General features: G+C 42.8%; 16 protein-coding genes. 4 read left to right on the top strand and 12 right to left on the bottom strand.

What is annotated here, in order from left to right:
* Positions 1 to 235 precede the first annotated feature (235 nt).
* The 4 genes from MWM02_RS01170 to MWM02_RS01155 all read right to left on the bottom strand — a co-directional run bounded on the left by MWM02_RS01170 (position 236) and on the right by MWM02_RS01155 (position 4,768).
* On the bottom strand, positions 236 to 985 hold the full coding sequence (locus tag MWM02_RS01170; protein WP_244402757.1) for a MerR family transcriptional regulator: 750 nt from the start codon (positions 983 to 985) through the stop codon (positions 236 to 238).
* Positions 986 to 1,147: 162 nt separating this feature from the next.
* Positions 1,148 to 2,023 (bottom strand): putative RNA methyltransferase, encoded by an 876-nt coding sequence (locus tag MWM02_RS01165; RefSeq protein ID WP_244402756.1) that lies wholly within the window; start codon positions 2,021 to 2,023, stop codon positions 1,148 to 1,150.
* A 29-nt stretch (positions 2,024 to 2,052) separates the two neighbouring features.
* Entirely contained in the window at positions 2,053 to 2,907 is an 855-nt protein-coding gene (gene erm / locus MWM02_RS01160; RefSeq protein WP_244402755.1) for a 23S ribosomal RNA methyltransferase Erm, read from the bottom strand.
* 811 nt (positions 2,908 to 3,718) lie between these two features.
* Positions 3,719 to 4,768, bottom strand: a complete 1,050-nt coding sequence (locus MWM02_RS01155) for an NAD(P)/FAD-dependent oxidoreductase (RefSeq protein ID WP_244402754.1) — start codon at positions 4,766 to 4,768, stop codon at positions 3,719 to 3,721.
* 182 nt (positions 4,769 to 4,950) lie between these two features.
* Here MWM02_RS01155 and MWM02_RS01150 point away from each other — a divergent pair, with 182 nt between their 5' ends.
* The 4 genes from MWM02_RS01150 (at position 4,951) to MWM02_RS01135 (ending at position 8,758) form a co-directional block, all read left to right on the top strand.
* Positions 4,951 to 5,742, top strand: a complete 792-nt coding sequence (locus MWM02_RS01150) for an ABC transporter ATP-binding protein (RefSeq protein ID WP_244402753.1) — start codon at positions 4,951 to 4,953, stop codon at positions 5,740 to 5,742.
* Positions 5,743 to 5,746: 4 nt separating this feature from the next.
* On the top strand, positions 5,747 to 6,670 hold the full coding sequence (locus MWM02_RS01145; protein WP_244402752.1) for an iron-hydroxamate ABC transporter substrate-binding protein: 924 nt from the start codon (positions 5,747 to 5,749) through the stop codon (positions 6,668 to 6,670).
* Between the two features lie 79 nt (positions 6,671 to 6,749).
* On the top strand, positions 6,750 to 7,760 hold the full coding sequence (locus MWM02_RS01140; protein ID WP_064552318.1) for a FecCD family ABC transporter permease: 1,011 nt from the start codon (positions 6,750 to 6,752) through the stop codon (positions 7,758 to 7,760).
* The gene (locus MWM02_RS01135) at positions 7,757 to 8,758 is read left to right on the top strand and encodes a FecCD family ABC transporter permease (RefSeq protein ID WP_244402751.1); all 1,002 of its coding nucleotides are present in this window, start codon (positions 7,757 to 7,759) and stop codon (positions 8,756 to 8,758) included. The genes MWM02_RS01140 and MWM02_RS01135 overlap by 4 nt, the downstream gene beginning before the upstream one ends.
* A gap of 505 nt (positions 8,759 to 9,263) precedes the next feature.
* Here the strand turns inward: MWM02_RS01135 and MWM02_RS01130 are convergent.
* The 8 genes from MWM02_RS01130 to MWM02_RS01095 form a co-directional block, all read right to left on the bottom strand.
* Positions 9,264 to 10,124, bottom strand: coding sequence for an alpha/beta hydrolase (locus tag MWM02_RS01130; protein ID WP_275973743.1), 861 nt, complete (start codon positions 10,122 to 10,124; stop codon positions 9,264 to 9,266).
* A 78-nt stretch (positions 10,125 to 10,202) separates the two neighbouring features.
* Positions 10,203 to 10,913, bottom strand: coding sequence for an alpha/beta hydrolase (locus tag MWM02_RS01125; protein ID WP_244403578.1), 711 nt, complete (start codon positions 10,911 to 10,913; stop codon positions 10,203 to 10,205).
* 70 nt (positions 10,914 to 10,983) lie between these two features.
* Positions 10,984 to 11,550, bottom strand: coding sequence for a nitroreductase family protein (locus tag MWM02_RS01120; protein ID WP_064552322.1), 567 nt, complete (start codon positions 11,548 to 11,550; stop codon positions 10,984 to 10,986).
* Between the two features lie 41 nt (positions 11,551 to 11,591).
* On the bottom strand, positions 11,592 to 12,614 hold the full coding sequence (locus tag MWM02_RS01115; RefSeq protein ID WP_244402750.1) for a FecCD family ABC transporter permease: 1,023 nt from the start codon (positions 12,612 to 12,614) through the stop codon (positions 11,592 to 11,594).
* Positions 12,607 to 13,614 (bottom strand): FecCD family ABC transporter permease, encoded by a 1,008-nt coding sequence (locus MWM02_RS01110; RefSeq protein ID WP_064552324.1) that lies wholly within the window; start codon positions 13,612 to 13,614, stop codon positions 12,607 to 12,609. The genes MWM02_RS01115 and MWM02_RS01110 overlap by 8 nt, the downstream gene beginning before the upstream one ends.
* Before the next feature lie 19 nt (positions 13,615 to 13,633).
* On the bottom strand, positions 13,634 to 14,635 hold the full coding sequence (locus MWM02_RS01105) for an ABC transporter substrate-binding protein (protein WP_244402749.1): 1,002 nt from the start codon (positions 14,633 to 14,635) through the stop codon (positions 13,634 to 13,636).
* A 102-nt stretch (positions 14,636 to 14,737) separates the two neighbouring features.
* On the bottom strand, positions 14,738 to 16,387 hold the full coding sequence (locus MWM02_RS01100; RefSeq protein WP_244402748.1) for an AraC family transcriptional regulator: 1,650 nt from the start codon (positions 16,385 to 16,387) through the stop codon (positions 14,738 to 14,740).
* A 323-nt stretch (positions 16,388 to 16,710) separates the two neighbouring features.
* Positions 16,711 to 17,490 (bottom strand): 4'-phosphopantetheinyl transferase family protein, encoded by a 780-nt coding sequence (locus MWM02_RS01095; RefSeq protein WP_244402747.1) that lies wholly within the window; start codon positions 17,488 to 17,490, stop codon positions 16,711 to 16,713.
* Positions 17,491 to 17,770: the final 280 nt, after the last annotated feature.

Here is a 17,770-nt window from a genome sequence, read left to right as displayed (position 1 = left end):
CAATTAACAGAACCTTAATTTATTTCAGAATTTAATACATATTATATAATTTTTCTCAAAAAAAAGTAAACCCATCGTTATAGATGGATTAAGACAGGGATTGGCGGTATATTTTCCCTTTCCCTGTTGTTTGCAAATGTGTTTCCCTGCCTGCAGCGCCATCTACTTAAGTAAAAGCTTATGGAGTTTGTGGCAATAGCAACAAAAGCAGGGAATTGCCCTGCTTTTGTTCACATTATTTTTTGTTTTTATCCGCAAAGACTGCCATAGCATCGCGCATAAACTTCGCTAATCCTTCCCCAAATTGGTCGATGTTTTTGGTGAAGCGTGCATCATCCACGTACATTTGCCCTAATCCTTTGAACGCTTCGAGCGAGTAATTGCCGAAGTTATTGTTCAAAAAATCATACCATTCTTTAATTGCCGCTTGCGCCTCTTCTGATTCAGGAGAGCCATGGCGAAGGGCCGCAAGTTTTTGATAGATCGAATTCATTGCTTTAACCATAGCTTCTTGTTCTTCTTTAGACATGTTCCTTAATTTGGCGTTCGCATTGTCGACAGCTTCATCTCCCCAGAGTTTACGGGCTTCTTGTTCGTATGGATTATGACGAAAATCAAAGCCTTCAAACTTCTCTTTGTTCGTCATTTGAATTTCTCCTTTCATATGCTGAATGGTCTTATCAATCGTAGCAATCATTTTATCGAGCCGCCTGCGTTTCTCCAGCAGCATTTTTCGCTGCAGCACCAACGCCTCATATCGATCAAACGAAGGACTATTGATAATTTCTTTGACTTTTTTTAAAGGGAAGCCAAGCTCTTTGAAAAATAAGATTTGTTGCAATTTCTCAAGGTCATCATCTGTATAAAGGCGATAACCGGACTCGGTTGTCTTCTCTGGGGTTAATAGCCCGATTTCATCATAATAATGCAGTGTGCGCACACTAATGCCAACTAAATCCGCCACTTCTTTCACTTTCATTGCCATCATTTCGGCCTCCCTTCAACATTCACTATAAAGTATCACGTGGCGTGAGAGTCAACATATGTTTTGAAAAATATTGCATTCGATGCACAAAATATGCATAACACCGTTCAGAGATCCGAACGGTGTTAACTAAACAAAGCCATCTGTAAACGCAAAATGACCTTATTTTTTTCCAATTAAAACATCTAGATCGATGGTTATTTCGGATAAATTCATGTTTAACAATGCCTCTATCTTTTCCGCTGTTGCAGACCATGATAAAGGAGTCATGCGAATCAACGGTGGAATCAGCGCTTTACTCAAAGAAACACTGTAACACAACCGAAACATGTCCACAGTTTCAAAGTTAGCATTAAATCTTCGAACTATCTTTTGATTAGAATAAGACTGCTTTTCTGGTTCATCAAAGAAAACTTCCCTTAGTTCTTTCAGATAATCACTTCGAGGAATCACTTTTATGACGATGCCGTTGTCATTCAGCAGTCTTTGGAATTCTTTATAGTTTGCTGGCGACAGGATGTTAAGGATTACGTCAAATGTGTTGCTCCTAAAAGGGCTGTGTGCAAGATCAGCGACGCACCAAATCATGTTTGAATGATGCTTAGCTGCTACCAAAATACCCTCTTTCGCTATATCAATCCCCACTCCCAATACTTCACCGGTGGAATGAGAACTGATTTTCTGCTTGATCCTGGATAAATGCGATCCCTCTCCGCATCCTGTGTCTAGTATTTTTACCGTTTCTTCCTCTAAACGCACTTCATTTTTTATCCATTCACTAACCATCTTGTATAACGGTTCAAAAAATCCACTTTCAGCAATAATCTTACGTGATTCAAATAATTCTTTATCGTACCTCGTTGCGAGAGAACGAGTCATCAAATTTACATATCCCTGCTTGGCGATATCAAAAGTATGGTTGTTAGAGCAAATTAAACTTTTCAAGTCCACGATTCCCATAGGAGACGAACAAATTGGACATTGGAAAATCTTTTCAAATTTATTTATCAGTTTGGCGCATATGATTTTTTTGCTCATTTTAACAATGCCCCCACCTTTTATAATAATTAGTTATTTTTGTGCTTTTTGGCTTTTGGCCAGTACGGACGTTGGACATACTGGACCATCGTATGGAAAACGATCCCCCACTGAATTTCATTCAGCAAACAAATGGCTATATTTCGGTTGACGCCGAGATTTCGAACCAAACGGGTTATTTGCGGAGGAGTAAACACTCCTTTCAACGCTTCGTACAATGGCAGTTGCGGATATTTCAAAGCATATTCAGCCAACCCTAAAAAACTGTCATGATATTTGTATGGAATGCTAGGTTTCTTTTTCCTCCGTATGATTAAGATGGCGGAATCTACCTTTGGTGGAGGGGAAAAGTTTTCACGAGAAATTTCTCTTACATATCCTAAATCAAACCACATTCGCCACTTTAAAATAAGCGGATTCGTAATGGGATAAGAAGTGAAACGCTTAGCTGCTCCTTTTTCCATCACTAACACGGCTCTTTGTAATGAATTAGCAGGTTGATGAAGAAGCATTTTCATAATTGGCGTCGTAATAGCATATGGGATGCCAGCTACGACAATAAAAGGTTCTTTAGGAAGACGAAGCTTTAAAATATCTTGTTGAATAACTTTAATATTAGGATAAGCTTCCGCTTTTTTCTTAAGAATCTCTACAAAGCGAGGGTCATACTCTACAGCGATAACCTTTCCTGCTTTTTCTGCCACCGGAAACGTCAGTGCTCCTTTTCCCGCTCCAAGATCCAATACGGTGTCATTAGAAGTCAAATTTGCCATTTGAATTAAGTCATTAATGATCCGCTTGTTATGCAAAAGATGTTGACCAGAAAAATTAGGCCACTCTATATATTTGCGAATCTTACGATTACGTTTATTTTGTTTTTTCATATAGATCCTCCATTACTTTGACAAAATAAAAAAACACAGGCGATCTGCCTGTGTTTCAGTAAAGGAATATGGACCTATCTAAGAAACCAAAAAGGATCAGTGATTTTCAGAAGAAAACGACGATTCTTTTCCCGGTCACAATTCTGGCCTTCCAATAAAGAATGGCATACTTAACTAAACCCTACCCACACGTCATGAAATTACAGCAAAAAAGGCAACCGAATTGCGATGTGGATAAGAATACCAAGAAACATTCCTTATCGAATATTTTTTAAAGAAAAACAAAAAAAGAGGGCAGATTCGCCCCCCTATTTTTCATATTATCATAAAACAACAGGTTTCCTTAAAAATAGGCAGACCAATCCCATTTACTCTACACACAGGCAGAGCCTTTGAACGTATTCAATTACCCGTTCAAAGCTTGGGATCGAAGTCTGATAAATGTCACAAGGAAACCCTCCATTTTCAAAATTCGATAAGTAGTATAACATAATCATTAACTTATAATCAACAGGAAAAAATTCATCCCATAAAACTGTTATTAAAGCAAAAAAGGCTCATCTTTCGAATTTTAAAATCTTTTGATTCTCTCTCTGCTTAGCGGGCTTCCGTGAAAAAATAACAGGGGAACGCATATTTGCATATCCGCTCTCCCCGTAATCCGTGAAGACTTTCATTATTGGCTCTATTACACAACCAAACACACTTATCGAGTGGATAACTGACTCCCATCTATCCAGCACTGTGAGATTGCTCTTCACGTAACCTTCATAAAAAACAAACCTGGAAGTACAGTGAAAAAATCCGTTTTTTATTTCATCATTTGTTTAATGAACTCCTGATTTTGTTTTTTAAAGATTTCGTTATGCGAAGAAACCATTCCAAATGGATCAGCCGCAGGCTCAATAAACCGTTTGGCGCTATTGACCGCATTTGCTGCGTCTTGAAAAGCACCGATGATTAAATTTAACTTTCCGTCATATTTCAAAATATCGCCAGCCGCATAGAGCCCGGGTACGGAGGACTCACAATTCGCGTTGCCTGCAATATAATCATTATCGGCCATTTTAATATCTAACTCACTATTTTCAAGTAATGACGTATCACGTTCATAACCGTGATTGACAATCACTTCATCCACCGGCAAATATATAACCTCTCCCGTTTCATGGTTTGTCAGCTCGACACGTTCAATGACTTCATGATTCGCACTGGCGATTAATTTGGTAATCGACGTATTAAAATAGCAAACAGCTGAACTATTCAATAATTGCGTTACCTGTGATTCATGACCTTTTAACGCTTCATTTCGATAGGTTAAATACACTTTTTTCGCAATCGGCACTAATTCATTCGCCCAATCTATAGCAGAGTTTCCGCCGCCAGAAATGATCACGGTTTTATCTTTAAAACGCTTTAACGATTCCACCGTATAATGTAAATTCGTTGCCTCAAATTTTTCTGCCCCTTCTATCTCTAGCTTTTTCGGCTTTAATATACCGCTTCCTACCGCCACAATCACTGTTTTCGAAAAATGCTGCTGTCCGGAAGCCGTCGATAACACAAAAATGCCATCATTCTGACGCTTAATGGACACTACCTTTTCATTTAATACGACCGTAGGATGAAACGTTAAACCTTGCTTTATTAACTGTTGCCTTAACTGTTCTCCTGTAATGGGCGCATGCCCTCCCACATCCCAAATTATTTTTTCTGGATAGACATGCAGTTTCCCGCCTAATTGCGGCTGATATTCAATCAGCTTTGTCTTCATCTTCCGCAGCCCGCTATAGAAAGCAGCGTAAAGTCCCGCTGGCCCTCCGCCAATGATCGTCACATCATACAGTTCTTCCCGTTCCATCGGCTTCACCTCACACAGCAATCATCAACGATTATCATTCTCAATAAAATATATCGCTTTTTCTGCTCATTTACAATATGATTATTGACAATCTGAACAAATTTCTTTACATTGTATAGTGTATTGCAATGATAATGATTATCGTTATTAACCGTTTTTTTCAAGGACAGGAGGTGAAATCCATGGTTCGCCTGTACACAAAGGACTTAAATATTGGCTATCATGAACATTTAATTGTGAAAAATTTAAACATCGAAATTCCCGATCAAAAAATCACAGCCATTATCGGACCGAATGGCTGCGGCAAGTCTACCCTCTTAAAAACATTGACGCGAATCATTGCGCCTCAATCAGGAACAGTCGTTTTAGATGGCAAACAAATCTTCAATGAAAATACAAAAGTCCTTGCAAGAAAGATGGCGATTCTTCCCCAAACACCGGAAAGTCCAGGCGGGCTGACGGTCGGAGAACTGGTCTCCTATGGCCGCTTTCCTTACCAAAAAGGATTCGGACACTTAACAAAAAAAGATTATGAAGTCATTGATTGGGCGCTTGAAGTAACAGGGACGATCGAGTTTAAATACCGCCCTGTCGACTCGCTGTCTGGCGGGCAACGCCAGCGTGTGTGGATCGCCATGGCTCTTGCTCAAGAAACGGACATTATTTTCCTTGACGAACCGACTACCTATTTAGATATGGCCCATCAACTAGAAGTATTGGAGCTATTGCAAAAACTGAACGTTGAACAAGGCCGGACGATCGTCATGGTTCTCCATGATTTAAACCAAGCAGCCCGTTTTGCAGATTATATTATCGCTTTAAAAGACGGAAAAATTGTGAAAGCCGGAAATGGCGATGAAGTGATGACCCGTGATGTGCTTAAACAAGTATTTCATATTGATGCCGAAATTGGGCGAGACCCTCGGACGAACAAACCAATATGCCTGACATATCACTTACTGAAAGGAGAATAAAGAAATGAAAAAACTATTGATCCCCTTCATCGTGCTGATGGTACTAGTGATGAGCGCTTGCAGCGGCAAGACAACAGAAAATAAAGACAATTCCGCCGCAAAAGAAAAGAAACCAGAAACGATTACGTATCAATCTGAAAACGGACCAATCGAGGTTCCTGCCCATCCGAAACGTGTGGTCGTGCTGTCGTCCTTCGCCGGCCATGTGATGGCCTTAGGCGTCAACATCGTTGGTGTTGATCAATGGTCAAAAATGAATCCTCGCTTTCAAGACAAGCTGAAAAATGCCGAGGTAGTGTCTGACGAAGATATCGAAAAAATTATAGAACTAAAGCCGGATTTAATTATTGGTTTGTCCAACACGAAGAACGTCGATAAATTAAGCAAAATTGCTCCTACTGTCACGTATACGTACGGAAAATTAGATTACTTAACGCAATTCTTAGAAATCGGCAAACTGTTAAACAAAGAAAAAGAAGCAAAAGCTTGGATCGATGACTTTAAAAAACGGGCGCAAAAAGCCGGAGAAGAGATTAGAGCGAAAATTGGCGAAAATGCCACTGTTTCTGTCATCGAAAACTTCGATAAACAACTTTATGTTTTTGGAAATAATTGGGGTCGAGGTACTGAAATTCTTTATCAAGAAATGAAGTTAAAAATGCCTAAAAAAGTGGAAGAAATGGCGTTAAAACAAGGTTATTATGCACTGTCATTAGAGGCTCTTCCTCAGTTTGCTGGCGACTATTTAATCATTAGCAAAAATCCAGATGGCGACAATTCATTCCAGCAAACGGAAACGTACAAAAACCTTCCGGCAGTAAAAAATCACCGGGTATTTGAGGCAAATGCGAAAGAGTTCTATTTTAACGACCCGATCACATTAGAATACCAACTCGATTTCTTTAAAAAGCACTTTCTAGGTAAGTAAAACGGAGAAGACGAGGAATTCTTACGTTTAAGAATTCCTCGTTTAAGTGTCGAAAAGAAAAAGAAAAGAGAGGATAAACATGACGGCAAAAACGGAACGGTCTATCCCGTTTATCTATAAGTTCATTGTTGCCCTCTTTGCACTTGTCGGGATGTTTTTGATCGCTATGGTGCTAGGCGCGGCAAATACAACCATAAAAGATGTCTGGCTTGCCCTCGCTTCCCATGTAAAAAATGAGCAAATTTTGATTATTCGTGAGCTTCGCCTCCCACGTGAAATTGCTGCGATTTTTGTTGGAGCAGCATTAGCCACTGCCGGTTCGATAATGCAAGGAATCACGAGAAACCCGCTTGCTGATCCTGGCCTGCTTGGATTAACGGCTGGTGCCAATGCGGCATTGGCCGTTACAATGGCCTTCATTCCCTCGGCCAATTATTTCTACATCACGATTGCTTGTTTTATCGGAGCAGCTGTCGGATCGATGATGGTTTTCGGCATTGGCGCAATGAAAAAAGGAGGCTTTTCTCCTCTTCGAATTGTACTGGCCGGCTCTGCCGTTTCCACATTCCTATACGCGGTCGCAGAAGGGGTCGGCATTTATTTTAAAATTTCAAAAGATGTGTCGATGTGGACGGCAGGAGGATTTATTGGAACTTCATGGCATCAGCTTCAAGTCATCGTTCCCTTTATTGCAATAGGCATGCTCATTTCCCTCTTTCTCTCAAGACAGCTGACCATTCTTAGCCTAAATGAGGAAGTGGCAGTTGGGTTAGGGCAAAAGACGATGCAAATAAAAACAATCCTGTTCCTTGCCATTGTCCTGCTCGCTGGCGCTTCTGTGGCGCTTGCCGGAAATATGACGTTCGTCGGTTTAATGGTGCCTCATATTGTTCGGACAATGGTGGGAACGGATTACCGTTTTATTATACCAATGTCAGCAATTTTAGGAGCGACTTTGATGCTTTTGGCTGATACACTTGGCCGGACGATCAACGCACCGTATGAAACACCAGTGGCGGCAATCGTTGCGATCATGGGCCTGCCTTTCTTCCTGTTTATCGTGCATAAAGGGGGGAAATCACTCTCATGATTCAATCGGCGTTAATCAAAAAACAGCGGCGGATTCTAGTTATTTTACTGGTATTGATCATAGCAACAATGGTGATGGGGATGGGAACAGGTTATTCCTCCCTATCTTATGACCGGCTGATTCCCGTCCTTTTCGGCCAAGGCACGTTTAAAGAAGAATTTATTTTATTTTCCATCCGCCTGCCGCGGATTGTGATTACGCTTCTGGCCGGAATGTCCCTCGCGTTGTCGGGCGCTATTTTGCAAGGAATCACTCGAAACGATTTAGCTGATCCCGGCATTTTAGGCATTAATTCTGGCGCCGGCGTCGGAGTGGCGATGTTCTTTTTGTTTTTCCCTGTACAGTCGGATTCTTTTGCTTACTTGATTCCGCTTATCGCTTTTATTAGCGCTTTATTCACGGCTTGTTTCATTTATTTGCTATCGTATAAACGAAACGCAGGCCTTCAACCAGTAAAATTAGTGCTCGTCGGAGTTGGATTTTCCATGGCGCTTTCTGGGGCCATGATTGTACTCATTTCATCTGCCGAACGGACAAAAGTAGATTTTATCGCAAAATGGTTGGCTGGGAATATTTGGGGAGATGATTGGCCGTTTATATTGGCCATTCTTCCATGGTTAATTGTGCTTATACCGTTTACATTATACAAAGCAAACCGGTTGAATATATTAGAATTAAGTGAACCGGTGGCAATCGGGGTCGGATTAGAAATTCAAAAAGAGCGCATTTTATTGATAATCACTGCTGTTGCTCTAGCCGCTTCCGCCGTTTCAGTCACCGGAGGAATTTCCTTTATCGGACTCATGGCTCCGCATATCGCAAAGGCGTTAATAGGACCAAGAAACCAACTATTTATCCCGATCGCCATTCTGATTGGCGGATGGCTCTTATTATTTGCTGACACAATCGGGCGCAATATAGCAGGCGGTATTCCAGCAGGTATCATGGTCTCCTTAATCGGCGCGCCATATTTCATCTATTTATTACTGAGAAAATGATTTTCTGTCCGGATTTTATTCATAATAATAGTAATAAGTTTGCGATTTTGTTCTCGCCCGACTGTCCACTCGCCACGTGGCCATATGAATTCACACCAGCATGAGATATGGAAATCTTTGCTGCAACTTATATAAGCTTAACTTGACATCATTCAGAAGGATGTAGCAATATTTTCGGCTGTCGGAGACGGTAACTTGTCTTTGTCACAAGAACGTTGGCAAACAACCGAACAACCATCCGCTTAATGGACAAATGAATGAACCTAGAAGCGGTGTTGTTCGGTCACCGACATCCGGGAAAAGGACTTAGACCCTTAATGGACGAAATACTAGATTTGTTTTTACAATAACTTGTTCTACAAAAATATCCCCTTATAGTAGACAGTATGTCTCTGTCGTTTTCTGTCCACATGTAAGGAGATAATATCATATGATAGTTCCTATCAATTATGATGCTTCCCAACTCTGCGATTCTAGAATTATATGATCGTCACCAAACCAATTATTATTTTCTTCTCGATGCAAACCGCAAGGCGCGGCTGACCAAAGCTGGCAATACCGATACGTGGCCTTCCCCCTCAAATTCCTCGAACTCCACATATACTCCGCGATGGGCAAGAGCGGACAGGCGCTCGGCAAGCTCCTTTGCGTTATTACTTATACGGCTTTTATGGCTTCTCTCTAATTCTCCGACTGCCAGCAAAATGTCAACATTTAGCGTTTCTCGTTCCAAACGGGACACGAATTGTTGCTCCGCTTCGAGAAGAAATCGTTTGTTCCAATGAATGGATGGGCTTCCCGCAATATACGTCCGGAAGGCAGTCGGCTTGGTGAAAAGCACATGCAGCGCAAAAAGCCCACCAAGTGAATGCCCAAAGAGCGCTTGCCTTTCTCTGTCAATTTCGAACTCACATTCTATCTCCGGCTTCAATTCCTCTTCAATAAATTTTAAGAATGCTTCTGCCCCTCCCATTTCCGGCCACGCGGTTCCGTCAGGTCTGGCAGGCAGTTCGTCAACAGATGCCGGCATTGTAAAATCATAAAAACGGGCAGGGGCAAACGGCATTTCTGTCGGATAGCCAATGCCGACGATCACGGTTGGAACGACTCCCGTCTTGTCGGATCGACTCGCTTGCACACGCATCGCCTCCACCATCGTTCCGAATACGGCATTGGCATCTAGCAAATAGATAACCGGAAATCCCGAAGGAGGCGGCTCTCCATCAGGTCTGGCCACAAAAATTCGATATTCTCGGTTCCCAGCGCGCGAATACATCACGCGCTGTTCAGTCCGCGGTATAGTGAACTCGCGGACAGTAGTGTTCTTGACCATCATCGAAGCCTGTTCCGTTTTCTTGTAGGCCACCGCTAATTCCTCCTCTACATCTTATTTATTTGTGCGTGATGATTGTTGGCGGACAACCAACATTCGTAGGCAGAACATTTAACTCTCTGTTTCGTTCGAATACAACCATTTCACCGCTTCAGGGAATCGTTTGGAAAAAAATATGCGGTCATGCGGTGCGCCTTCTTCCAGCACAAACTGCAATCTTTCTCTGGTCAATCCGTTATTCAATAATATGGTGTAGGCTTCTTTCGTTTTTAAAACCATTTCTTTCTGGATGCTCTGCTTCTCGATTCCCTCTACGCTTCCCACATCCATATAAATTTTCAGTCCGGGATCGACGTTTTTCGATTGCATAAAATCGATGAAACCTTCGTACCAAAACGATCCTGATATCGAACCGATTTTCCCAAACACATTGGGGTACAAATAAGCAGCATAAATGGAAATCAGTCCTCCGAGCGACGCTCCGATCATTCCCGTTTGTTGCCGGCGACTGTCCGTCTTGTATTCTCTATCAATATAAGGTTTTAATTCTTCCACAAGAAACGAAAGATAGCGGAAGCCCTGCCCGCCAAAATCGGCATATTTATCGGATAAAGCTTTAGCATACCACGGCGTATATTCATCCAATCGATTTTTCGGCTCAATGCCAACCAGTAAAAGCTCTCCAAGTTCACCGTGAGCAAACATGCGTTCCAATCGCACCAAGGAATGGTTCTGGCGAGGATCGAATAAGTATCCACCATCCTGAACATAAACAACCGGGAATTTCGCTCTACTTGTTTCATAGGAGGGAGGGAGATAGATGAGAGTTCCCTTCCTTCAAAGGACTCCATAACTAATGTGCCGTTCATATCGCTCTCCTTAGATCCAATCATCAGGCTTGATCGAAGACAGTGATCAAATGAGCGGCAGGAATTCTTGGTTGTGCAGATGGAATTTTAGCAGGATATCCGATGTGAAGATTACCTACCACCTTTTCCCCAGGCTGAATTCCCATTGTTTCCCGAAAGATGGATTCATGTAACCATCCGTATGTCTCCCACACCATTCCGATTCCCCTTTCCCATGCTAATAAACTAAAGTTGTGGATAACGCAACTAGTCGACGCATAATCTTCTTCCCTGACAATCAGATTGGGGTCTTCCTTCATCAGAACAGTCAAAATCATCGGAATGGACATGATTTTGTTATAAAATTTTTGCCCAACTTCTTTCTTTTTTCCCGGGTCGGGTTCCTTGCTCTCTTTGATTTTCCGTACAGCTTCGGCGATCTTCCTGCGTCCTTCACCATATGTGAGAATGAAACGCCACGGTTGAGTCAGACGATGATTGGGTACCCAAATGGCGGTTTCCAGTAGTTCCATCACAAGTTCGGGAGATACGGGACGATCTTGGAAAACATGAATCGAGCGACGTTCTCGCAACAATTGGCTAAGTTCCATAACCATCCTCCATTTCACCTTATGAATAAGGCACTTTCTTCCTACACTCTTGTTTTAAACAACAAATACACGAAATAAGGGATACCAATAATGGAAACGACAACCCCGACAGGCAGTTCGACCGGGGAAAAGACGGTTTTGGCAATAAAATCGGAAATGATGACTAAAAGCATACCGATAGTTCCGCATACGGGAATGGCTCGATAATGATGAATGCCAACTAAACGTTTGGCAATGTGGGGGGCAATCAAACCGACAAACCCAATATTTCCAGACACGGATACACACGCGCTCACGATGCCGATGCTGCTTAAGAGCAGTACATTTTTTTCTTTTTCCGTGGAAACTCCTAAGCCTTTCGCACTGTCTTCCCCCAATTGAAGCAAGTCAAGAATATACGATTTTCTGATGATAATAGGAACTAAAATGACAAGCCACGGCAACATCGAAGCGATATATTGCCAATTGGCGTTCCAAATGCTTCCTGTAAGCCATACCGTCGCCATCTCGAAGTCTTGCGGATTCATTTTTAGGGATAAGTATAAAGACAAGGCCCCGAGCCCGGAACCTGCTGCGATCCCGACCAAGATCAGACCCTGGGGATCCAACCTCCCGTTCCGCCTAGCAAAAAAGTAAATCAGAACAGCAGTTCCCAATCCACCAATCCATCCAAACAACGGCATCGCCAAAATGGGCAGCCATCCACTTCCCGTTATTCGTCCCTCAAAGAAAAACATAAAAATGACAATCGCGGCTCCCGCTCCCGCATTAATGCCCAAAATCCCAGGATCAGCAAGCCCGTTTCTGCTTATCCCCTGTATCGCGGCTCCCGCAACGCCGAGACCGAACCCGACGAGTGCGGCAACCACAATGCGAGGCAACCGAAAGTCGAAAATGACCAGATCATGATCCGGAACGGGATCGATTCGCAATAGGGTCTTCAGCACGTCTATGACCGTCATGTCAAATACGCCATTCGTCAGACTGATATAAATTGCAACTAGCACAATCCCGACATTTATGAGCAGCACTGCCCAATAGCGTCCCGCCGAATTTTTAAGCATGTTTCCCTCCCCCTCTCTTGTAAATTAAATAGAGGAAGAAAGGCACCCCAATCAAGGAAGTGACGACCCCGATCGGTGTCTCAAACGGATAGTTTAAGAACCTGCTGAGAATATCGGAAAGCGCCAGAAAAATGGCTCCGAGAACGCCTGCGCAAGGAATAATCCACCGATAATCCACCCCAACCAAAAACCGGGTGATATGGGGAATGATCAGGCCCACAAATCCGATATTACCAGCCAAAGCAACGGAAATGCCGGTCAAAATGGCGACGCTGGCGACAGCCATCGCCTTGACCAGCATCGTTCGCTGCCCCAAGCTCACGGACACTTCCTCGCCCAATGAGATAATCGTGATCGATTTAGAAATAAAGAGCGCTATTGCGACTCCGACCAGCGCAAAAGGCACTGCAAGTTTGATCAGGCCGGGATCCATCTGGTGCAGACGGGCATTGTACCAAAAACTGACGTTTTGAGATACTTGAAAATAAGAAGCCATGGCGGCTGAAACGCTGCTCAAAAACGTTCCGATGATGGTGCCGATGATCGCCATTCGAACTGGAGACATTCCATTCGGCAAGAGTGACGCTAACCCGAAGACAATGCCTACAGCGAACAGCGAGCCAATAAGTGAATACATGATCATATCCAAAGAAGAAGCTCCCGGCGCCAAAATCATACAAAGTGTAATGGCAAAAACTGAGCCGTCAGAAACCCCCATAATAGAAGGAGATGCAAGATAGTTTCTTGTCATTCCTTGCATGATGGCCCCCGATATGGCTAGAAATGCTCCGATCAGAAGCGCTCCAATCGCCCTTGGCAGCCGGGAATGCATCACAATTTGATGGTTCACATTGCCCGGATCAAAGTGGAAAAACGCATCCCAAACCGTCGCCCAATCTATATTTTTCGCTCCATATAGAACAGATGAAATGATGGTAAATACTATCACAATCGGGGAGAGCCATAGTATGAAAGCTGGCAAACAAATCTTTGAGCGCATATTATGCTACCGCCTTGTTTTATTCATTGCCCAGCTTCTCCACAGCAGCTTTCAAGAAATTGATTTTACTCCATGCTGTACCGCCTTGCGCAAGCGGATCAACAACATTCACAAACACATTGTTATTTTTGACCGCATTGATGCTTTGCCAAATCGGATTGTTTTGCAAGTTTTTGAGTGCATTAGGCTGATCCTTGTTCTCGTCCTCCGAGAACTGCACAAAGATATAATCTGGATTCATTTCACTAAATTTTTCTAGAGAGATCATTTCTTGCGTTTGTGCGTTTTTGATCTCTTGTGGTGCTGTCAGTCCCAAATCCATGTACAGCGAAGGGTTGAAAAATACATCTTCTCGATAAATCATAATATTGCCACCTCTAATGCGGATCACAACAACTTTTTTATCTTTTAGCCGATCGCCTAACTTCGCTTTTGCCGCCGCGACATCAGCCTTATACTTTTGCAATATTTTCTCAGCAAGTTCTTGCTTGCCTGTCACTTCCGCAAGAAGGCGCAGGTTTGCTTCCCAATTTGTTGATATATGGGAAACCGGAATCGTCGGAGCGATTTTCTCCAATTTTTTGATAACATCCGGCGGGAATTTCGTAGTAGCAAAGATGACATCTGGTTTCAATTTCAGTATGGTTTCTATATTAGGCTGCGCTTTTTCTCCAATGGATACGGTGGAACCTGTAATTTCCTTGAACATGTCCGGAAACTTGCCGCCGACCGTGATGCCGCCAAGCGGTTTAACTCCTAGCACAAGCGCATCTTCCATCGTTTCCATACTGCCGGCGATCACAATTCTTTCCGCTTTTGCGGGAACCGTATAATCTTTTCCAAGGTAATGGATGGTTCTTGTTTCATTTGCGTCAGCTTTCTTCTCTTGTTCTGCCGTGCCGCTGCTTGTCGAGTTCCCTTCCGCAGCTTTGTCCGGTGCAGATGATTGTTTCGCACCGCAAGCTGTCAATATTAGAATGAGTAAAGCAATAAAACTAAAATAAAGCCATTTTCTTTTCATAATAGTTCTAAAGTCCTCCCCTCGACTCCTGCTATTGATAATGATTATCATTTATGATTATAAAATAGGATCTTTTTTCTGACCATAGACGGTATCCGGAATTCATTTTGGACAATCTCCAGAAAAAAGCTTTAATGACTCATCAATGATCCGGTCATGTGCATATGCAGAATATTCTACCCATGGATCTGAAGGAATCAAATAAACTTTATTGTTCCGAACCGCCTTCAGTTCCTGCCATGGCACGGAATATTGTAATGTTTTCCAAAAATCTAATGTTTCCTCTTCTTGTCGGATCAACAGAAGAAGGCGATCAGCGTCAATTTGGGTCAGCTGGTCAAGCGTGGTCTGCCGATCGTAAACTAAACGATCACCACGATACGCAGGAACCATCTGCAAATCACGATAAAATACCTCAGACATGCTACGATTGCAGTGAACATATAAATTTTGTTTGGAGATCCGCACGATTAAGAAAGTGTCATCGCCCACCGCGCGTTTTAGCTGGTCTCTAGCAAGCTTTACTTTCCGTTCGTATGTTTTGAGCCAATGCTCTGCTTCTCTCGTTTCTCCTAAAAATTCAGCCGTCAGCAACAATTGCTCCCGCCAATCCTTCTCCATCCACGGAACGTAAAAGATAGGGGCAACCTGTTCAAGCATTTCTTTCTCCCTCTCCTCCAACTCATCCGTACTGATCACAATATCTGGACGAGCATGGAGAAGTGTTTTGATGTTGGACTCCCAATGTTGATTTTTGCGATAAGCGCTTAGAGGTACGGAAATATCCGCACGGTACATCTTATAGTAATAAGCGGTCCATTTCGGATGAAGCGGCGCAGCATAAGGAATGATCTTCAGAGCAAGCAATTGGCCAGTAATTGGAGATTTGTAGGCTGCAATTTTCCGGCGGCGGCTTTTCATATAAACGGTAGGCGTTACTCCTACTTTCTTCTTGAATTTGCGACTGAAATAAAATTCATCGTTGTAACCGACTTGATGAGCAATGTCCCGTAGTTTAGCATCAGATTGCGCCATGAGTTGCTTAGCCCTGTTGATGCGCAGTTCGGTCAAGTAGTCGATGGCACTGATCCCGTACGTTTTTTTAAACAAATCCACAAAATACTTAGGGCTAACGTTCGCTATGCGCGCTAGCTGTTCAATCGTCAAATTCTCATAAAAATAGCGCTCCATATATTCTTTCGCTAATTCGAGCGACGTTCGCGATTTCTCCGACAAAAGACGGCGGTTTTTCATAATGTAATAAAGCAATTCCTGAAAAGCGAGTTGACTGTGAAAGCGTTCCAGCCTATCTTCGCTGCGCCAGTGATGGTAAATCGTATCACACAAAGAACCAAGCTGGCCAGCAGGGGAAACTTGGATTTCTCCCTGCAACGGGAATAAACGCTCTTCTTTCATACGTTGTACGCGTTCATATCTTTGTTCCGTTACTTGAAATACATCAAACTTAAAAAGAAACATTTTTAGCTGACGCGTTTTTTCTACTTCGATCCCGTAAGTTTCTCCAGGAGCACACACATAAACGGTATCCGGCCGCAGCCGATACTCATCACTGTCCAGCGTTAAACGTCCTTGTCCGCTCTTTACCACGATAAGTACATGAGAAGCAGTAAGCTGTTGCTCAATTCGCCAATTGCTGTCTCCTTTCATAAACTGCATATCCCGCAACCTAAAAAACGATGCGTCCCACGAAAAATCGTCGACTTCCTGCTTAATCGTTTTGTGATGAATCATATACTTTCACCACCCTTGCTTCTACATTCTACCAATCTAATAAGTTTTTCACTTCCATGCAAAGGCTGTTTATGAGCATTTTATAACTATCAACAAAACCGATTTATTGATAATGATTATCATTATTATATAGTATATCAAATGGTTAAGTTATTCACAACAGCTCGGAATGCCAGTAAGCACCTCTCGGTCGCCTTCAGCAGAAAAGACATGAATCTTTTCTGCCAGCTAGTTTCGATTATTCATACCTTCACACTCTATGCTCCCCTCGTTCTTGATGTTGAGGAAAGAACACTTCACTAATATGTGTCTAAAGACTTTTGTTAAATATAGTAATCTTTCCAACCAAAACCTTCCTGCATGAGCACGCTCGCATCATATTGCTCAATTCTTTTTTGCGTTTTGCTGAAAATAGAGAGCGCGGCTACATAGTTTAAATCTAAGTTCAAATCATGCAGGATAATATTGTCTACACCATCTGGGCGACCGGTGAAAGCAAGCAGCCGCGGTGCTTGTTGCGGTCCAGATACTGCCACATTCAATGGCGGAATTTTCAGTCCCTCTCCTGCTGCTTTAAGAACCGCTTCCTTTCTTGTCCAGTAGGTTAAAAAACCTCTTATTCGATCATTTGACGACATTTGCAATATATGTACTATTTCCCTCTCCGTGAGTATCCCGTCTGCCATTTTGACGACATCCAAATCCCAAGTGGCATTCATCCATTCAACGTCGACACCGACTGGCGCATCCGTGGTAAAGGCAACTAGAATAACATCGCCAGAATGCGAAACAGACCATTGCAGCAAACCATGAGGCAATCGCGGCCGACCATGAGCTTTATGGCAAATTGGACAAGTGCGGTCAATAGGCACTTGATGTGGGGCCATATTCAATTGGGTTGCCAATACTAGTCTACTTAATGCACAACCGATAATGAACCGTGCTCTGTCTTGATCCTTTCGAAAAGATTGCGCCCTTTTCCTTTCTTCATCATTAAGCATCCGGACATGCCATGGTTGCATATCAGTCGTTTTAGATAGCCAAACTTGGCACGTATGATTCGACAGGTGTGGTATTGCATTGGCAACCTGCCATTCCATCATGGAAAGATCCCCCCTCTCTGCTAGCCATTATTTATCGACGAGAATATTCTTTTGACAAGCGTGTTGGTTCACCGATAAAAGCAAGTGGTGACAGATCGGCTGCTTTGTTGCCGAAGACGGCAAGCCTGCCGGACGGGCATGTGGTACACATTCTCCCTCTAAACGACAAACGCTCGGCTGGCAAAATGAATAGACCCGCTGGTGTTCTCGTTCAAAGATATAACAGAAAAGCTTGATGCTACTGTGATGTTATTCCATTTTTACAACAATAATAGATATA

Source organism: Parageobacillus sp. KH3-4 (assembly GCF_022846435.1).
GTDB lineage: Bacteria > Bacillota > Bacilli > Bacillales > Anoxybacillaceae > Parageobacillus > Parageobacillus thermoglucosidasius_A.
Note: the sequence above shows the minus strand (reverse complement) of the source record. Positions and strands in the feature narration are given on the sequence as shown.

Coding starts and splice junctions, on each gene's coding strand:
- MWM02_RS01170 (WP_244402757.1), bottom strand. CDS start 985: ATGGCAATGAAAGTGAAAGAAGTGGCGGATTTAGTTGGCATTAGTGTG.
- MWM02_RS01165 (WP_244402756.1), bottom strand. CDS start 2,023: ATGAGCAAAAAAATCATATGCGCCAAACTGATAAATAAATTTGAAAAG.
- erm (WP_244402755.1), bottom strand. CDS start 2,907: ATGAAAAAACAAAATAAACGTAATCGTAAGATTCGCAAATATATAGAG.
- MWM02_RS01155 (WP_244402754.1), bottom strand. CDS start 4,768: ATGGAACGGGAAGAACTGTATGATGTGACGATCATTGGCGGAGGGCCA.
- MWM02_RS01150 (WP_244402753.1), top strand. CDS start 4,951: ATGGTTCGCCTGTACACAAAGGACTTAAATATTGGCTATCATGAACAT.
- MWM02_RS01145 (WP_244402752.1), top strand. CDS start 5,747: ATGAAAAAACTATTGATCCCCTTCATCGTGCTGATGGTACTAGTGATG.
- MWM02_RS01140 (WP_064552318.1), top strand. CDS start 6,750: ATGACGGCAAAAACGGAACGGTCTATCCCGTTTATCTATAAGTTCATT.
- MWM02_RS01135 (WP_244402751.1), top strand. CDS start 7,757: ATGATTCAATCGGCGTTAATCAAAAAACAGCGGCGGATTCTAGTTATT.
- MWM02_RS01120 (WP_064552322.1), bottom strand. CDS start 11,550: ATGGAACTTAGCCAATTGTTGCGAGAACGTCGCTCGATTCATGTTTTC.
- MWM02_RS01115 (WP_244402750.1), bottom strand. CDS start 12,614: ATGCTTAAAAATTCGGCGGGACGCTATTGGGCAGTGCTGCTCATAAAT.
- MWM02_RS01110 (WP_064552324.1), bottom strand. CDS start 13,614: ATGCGCTCAAAGATTTGTTTGCCAGCTTTCATACTATGGCTCTCCCCG.
- MWM02_RS01105 (WP_244402749.1), bottom strand. CDS start 14,635: ATGAAAAGAAAATGGCTTTATTTTAGTTTTATTGCTTTACTCATTCTA.
- MWM02_RS01100 (WP_244402748.1), bottom strand. CDS start 16,387: ATGATTCATCACAAAACGATTAAGCAGGAAGTCGACGATTTTTCGTGG.
- MWM02_RS01095 (WP_244402747.1), bottom strand. CDS start 17,490: ATGATGGAATGGCAGGTTGCCAATGCAATACCACACCTGTCGAATCAT.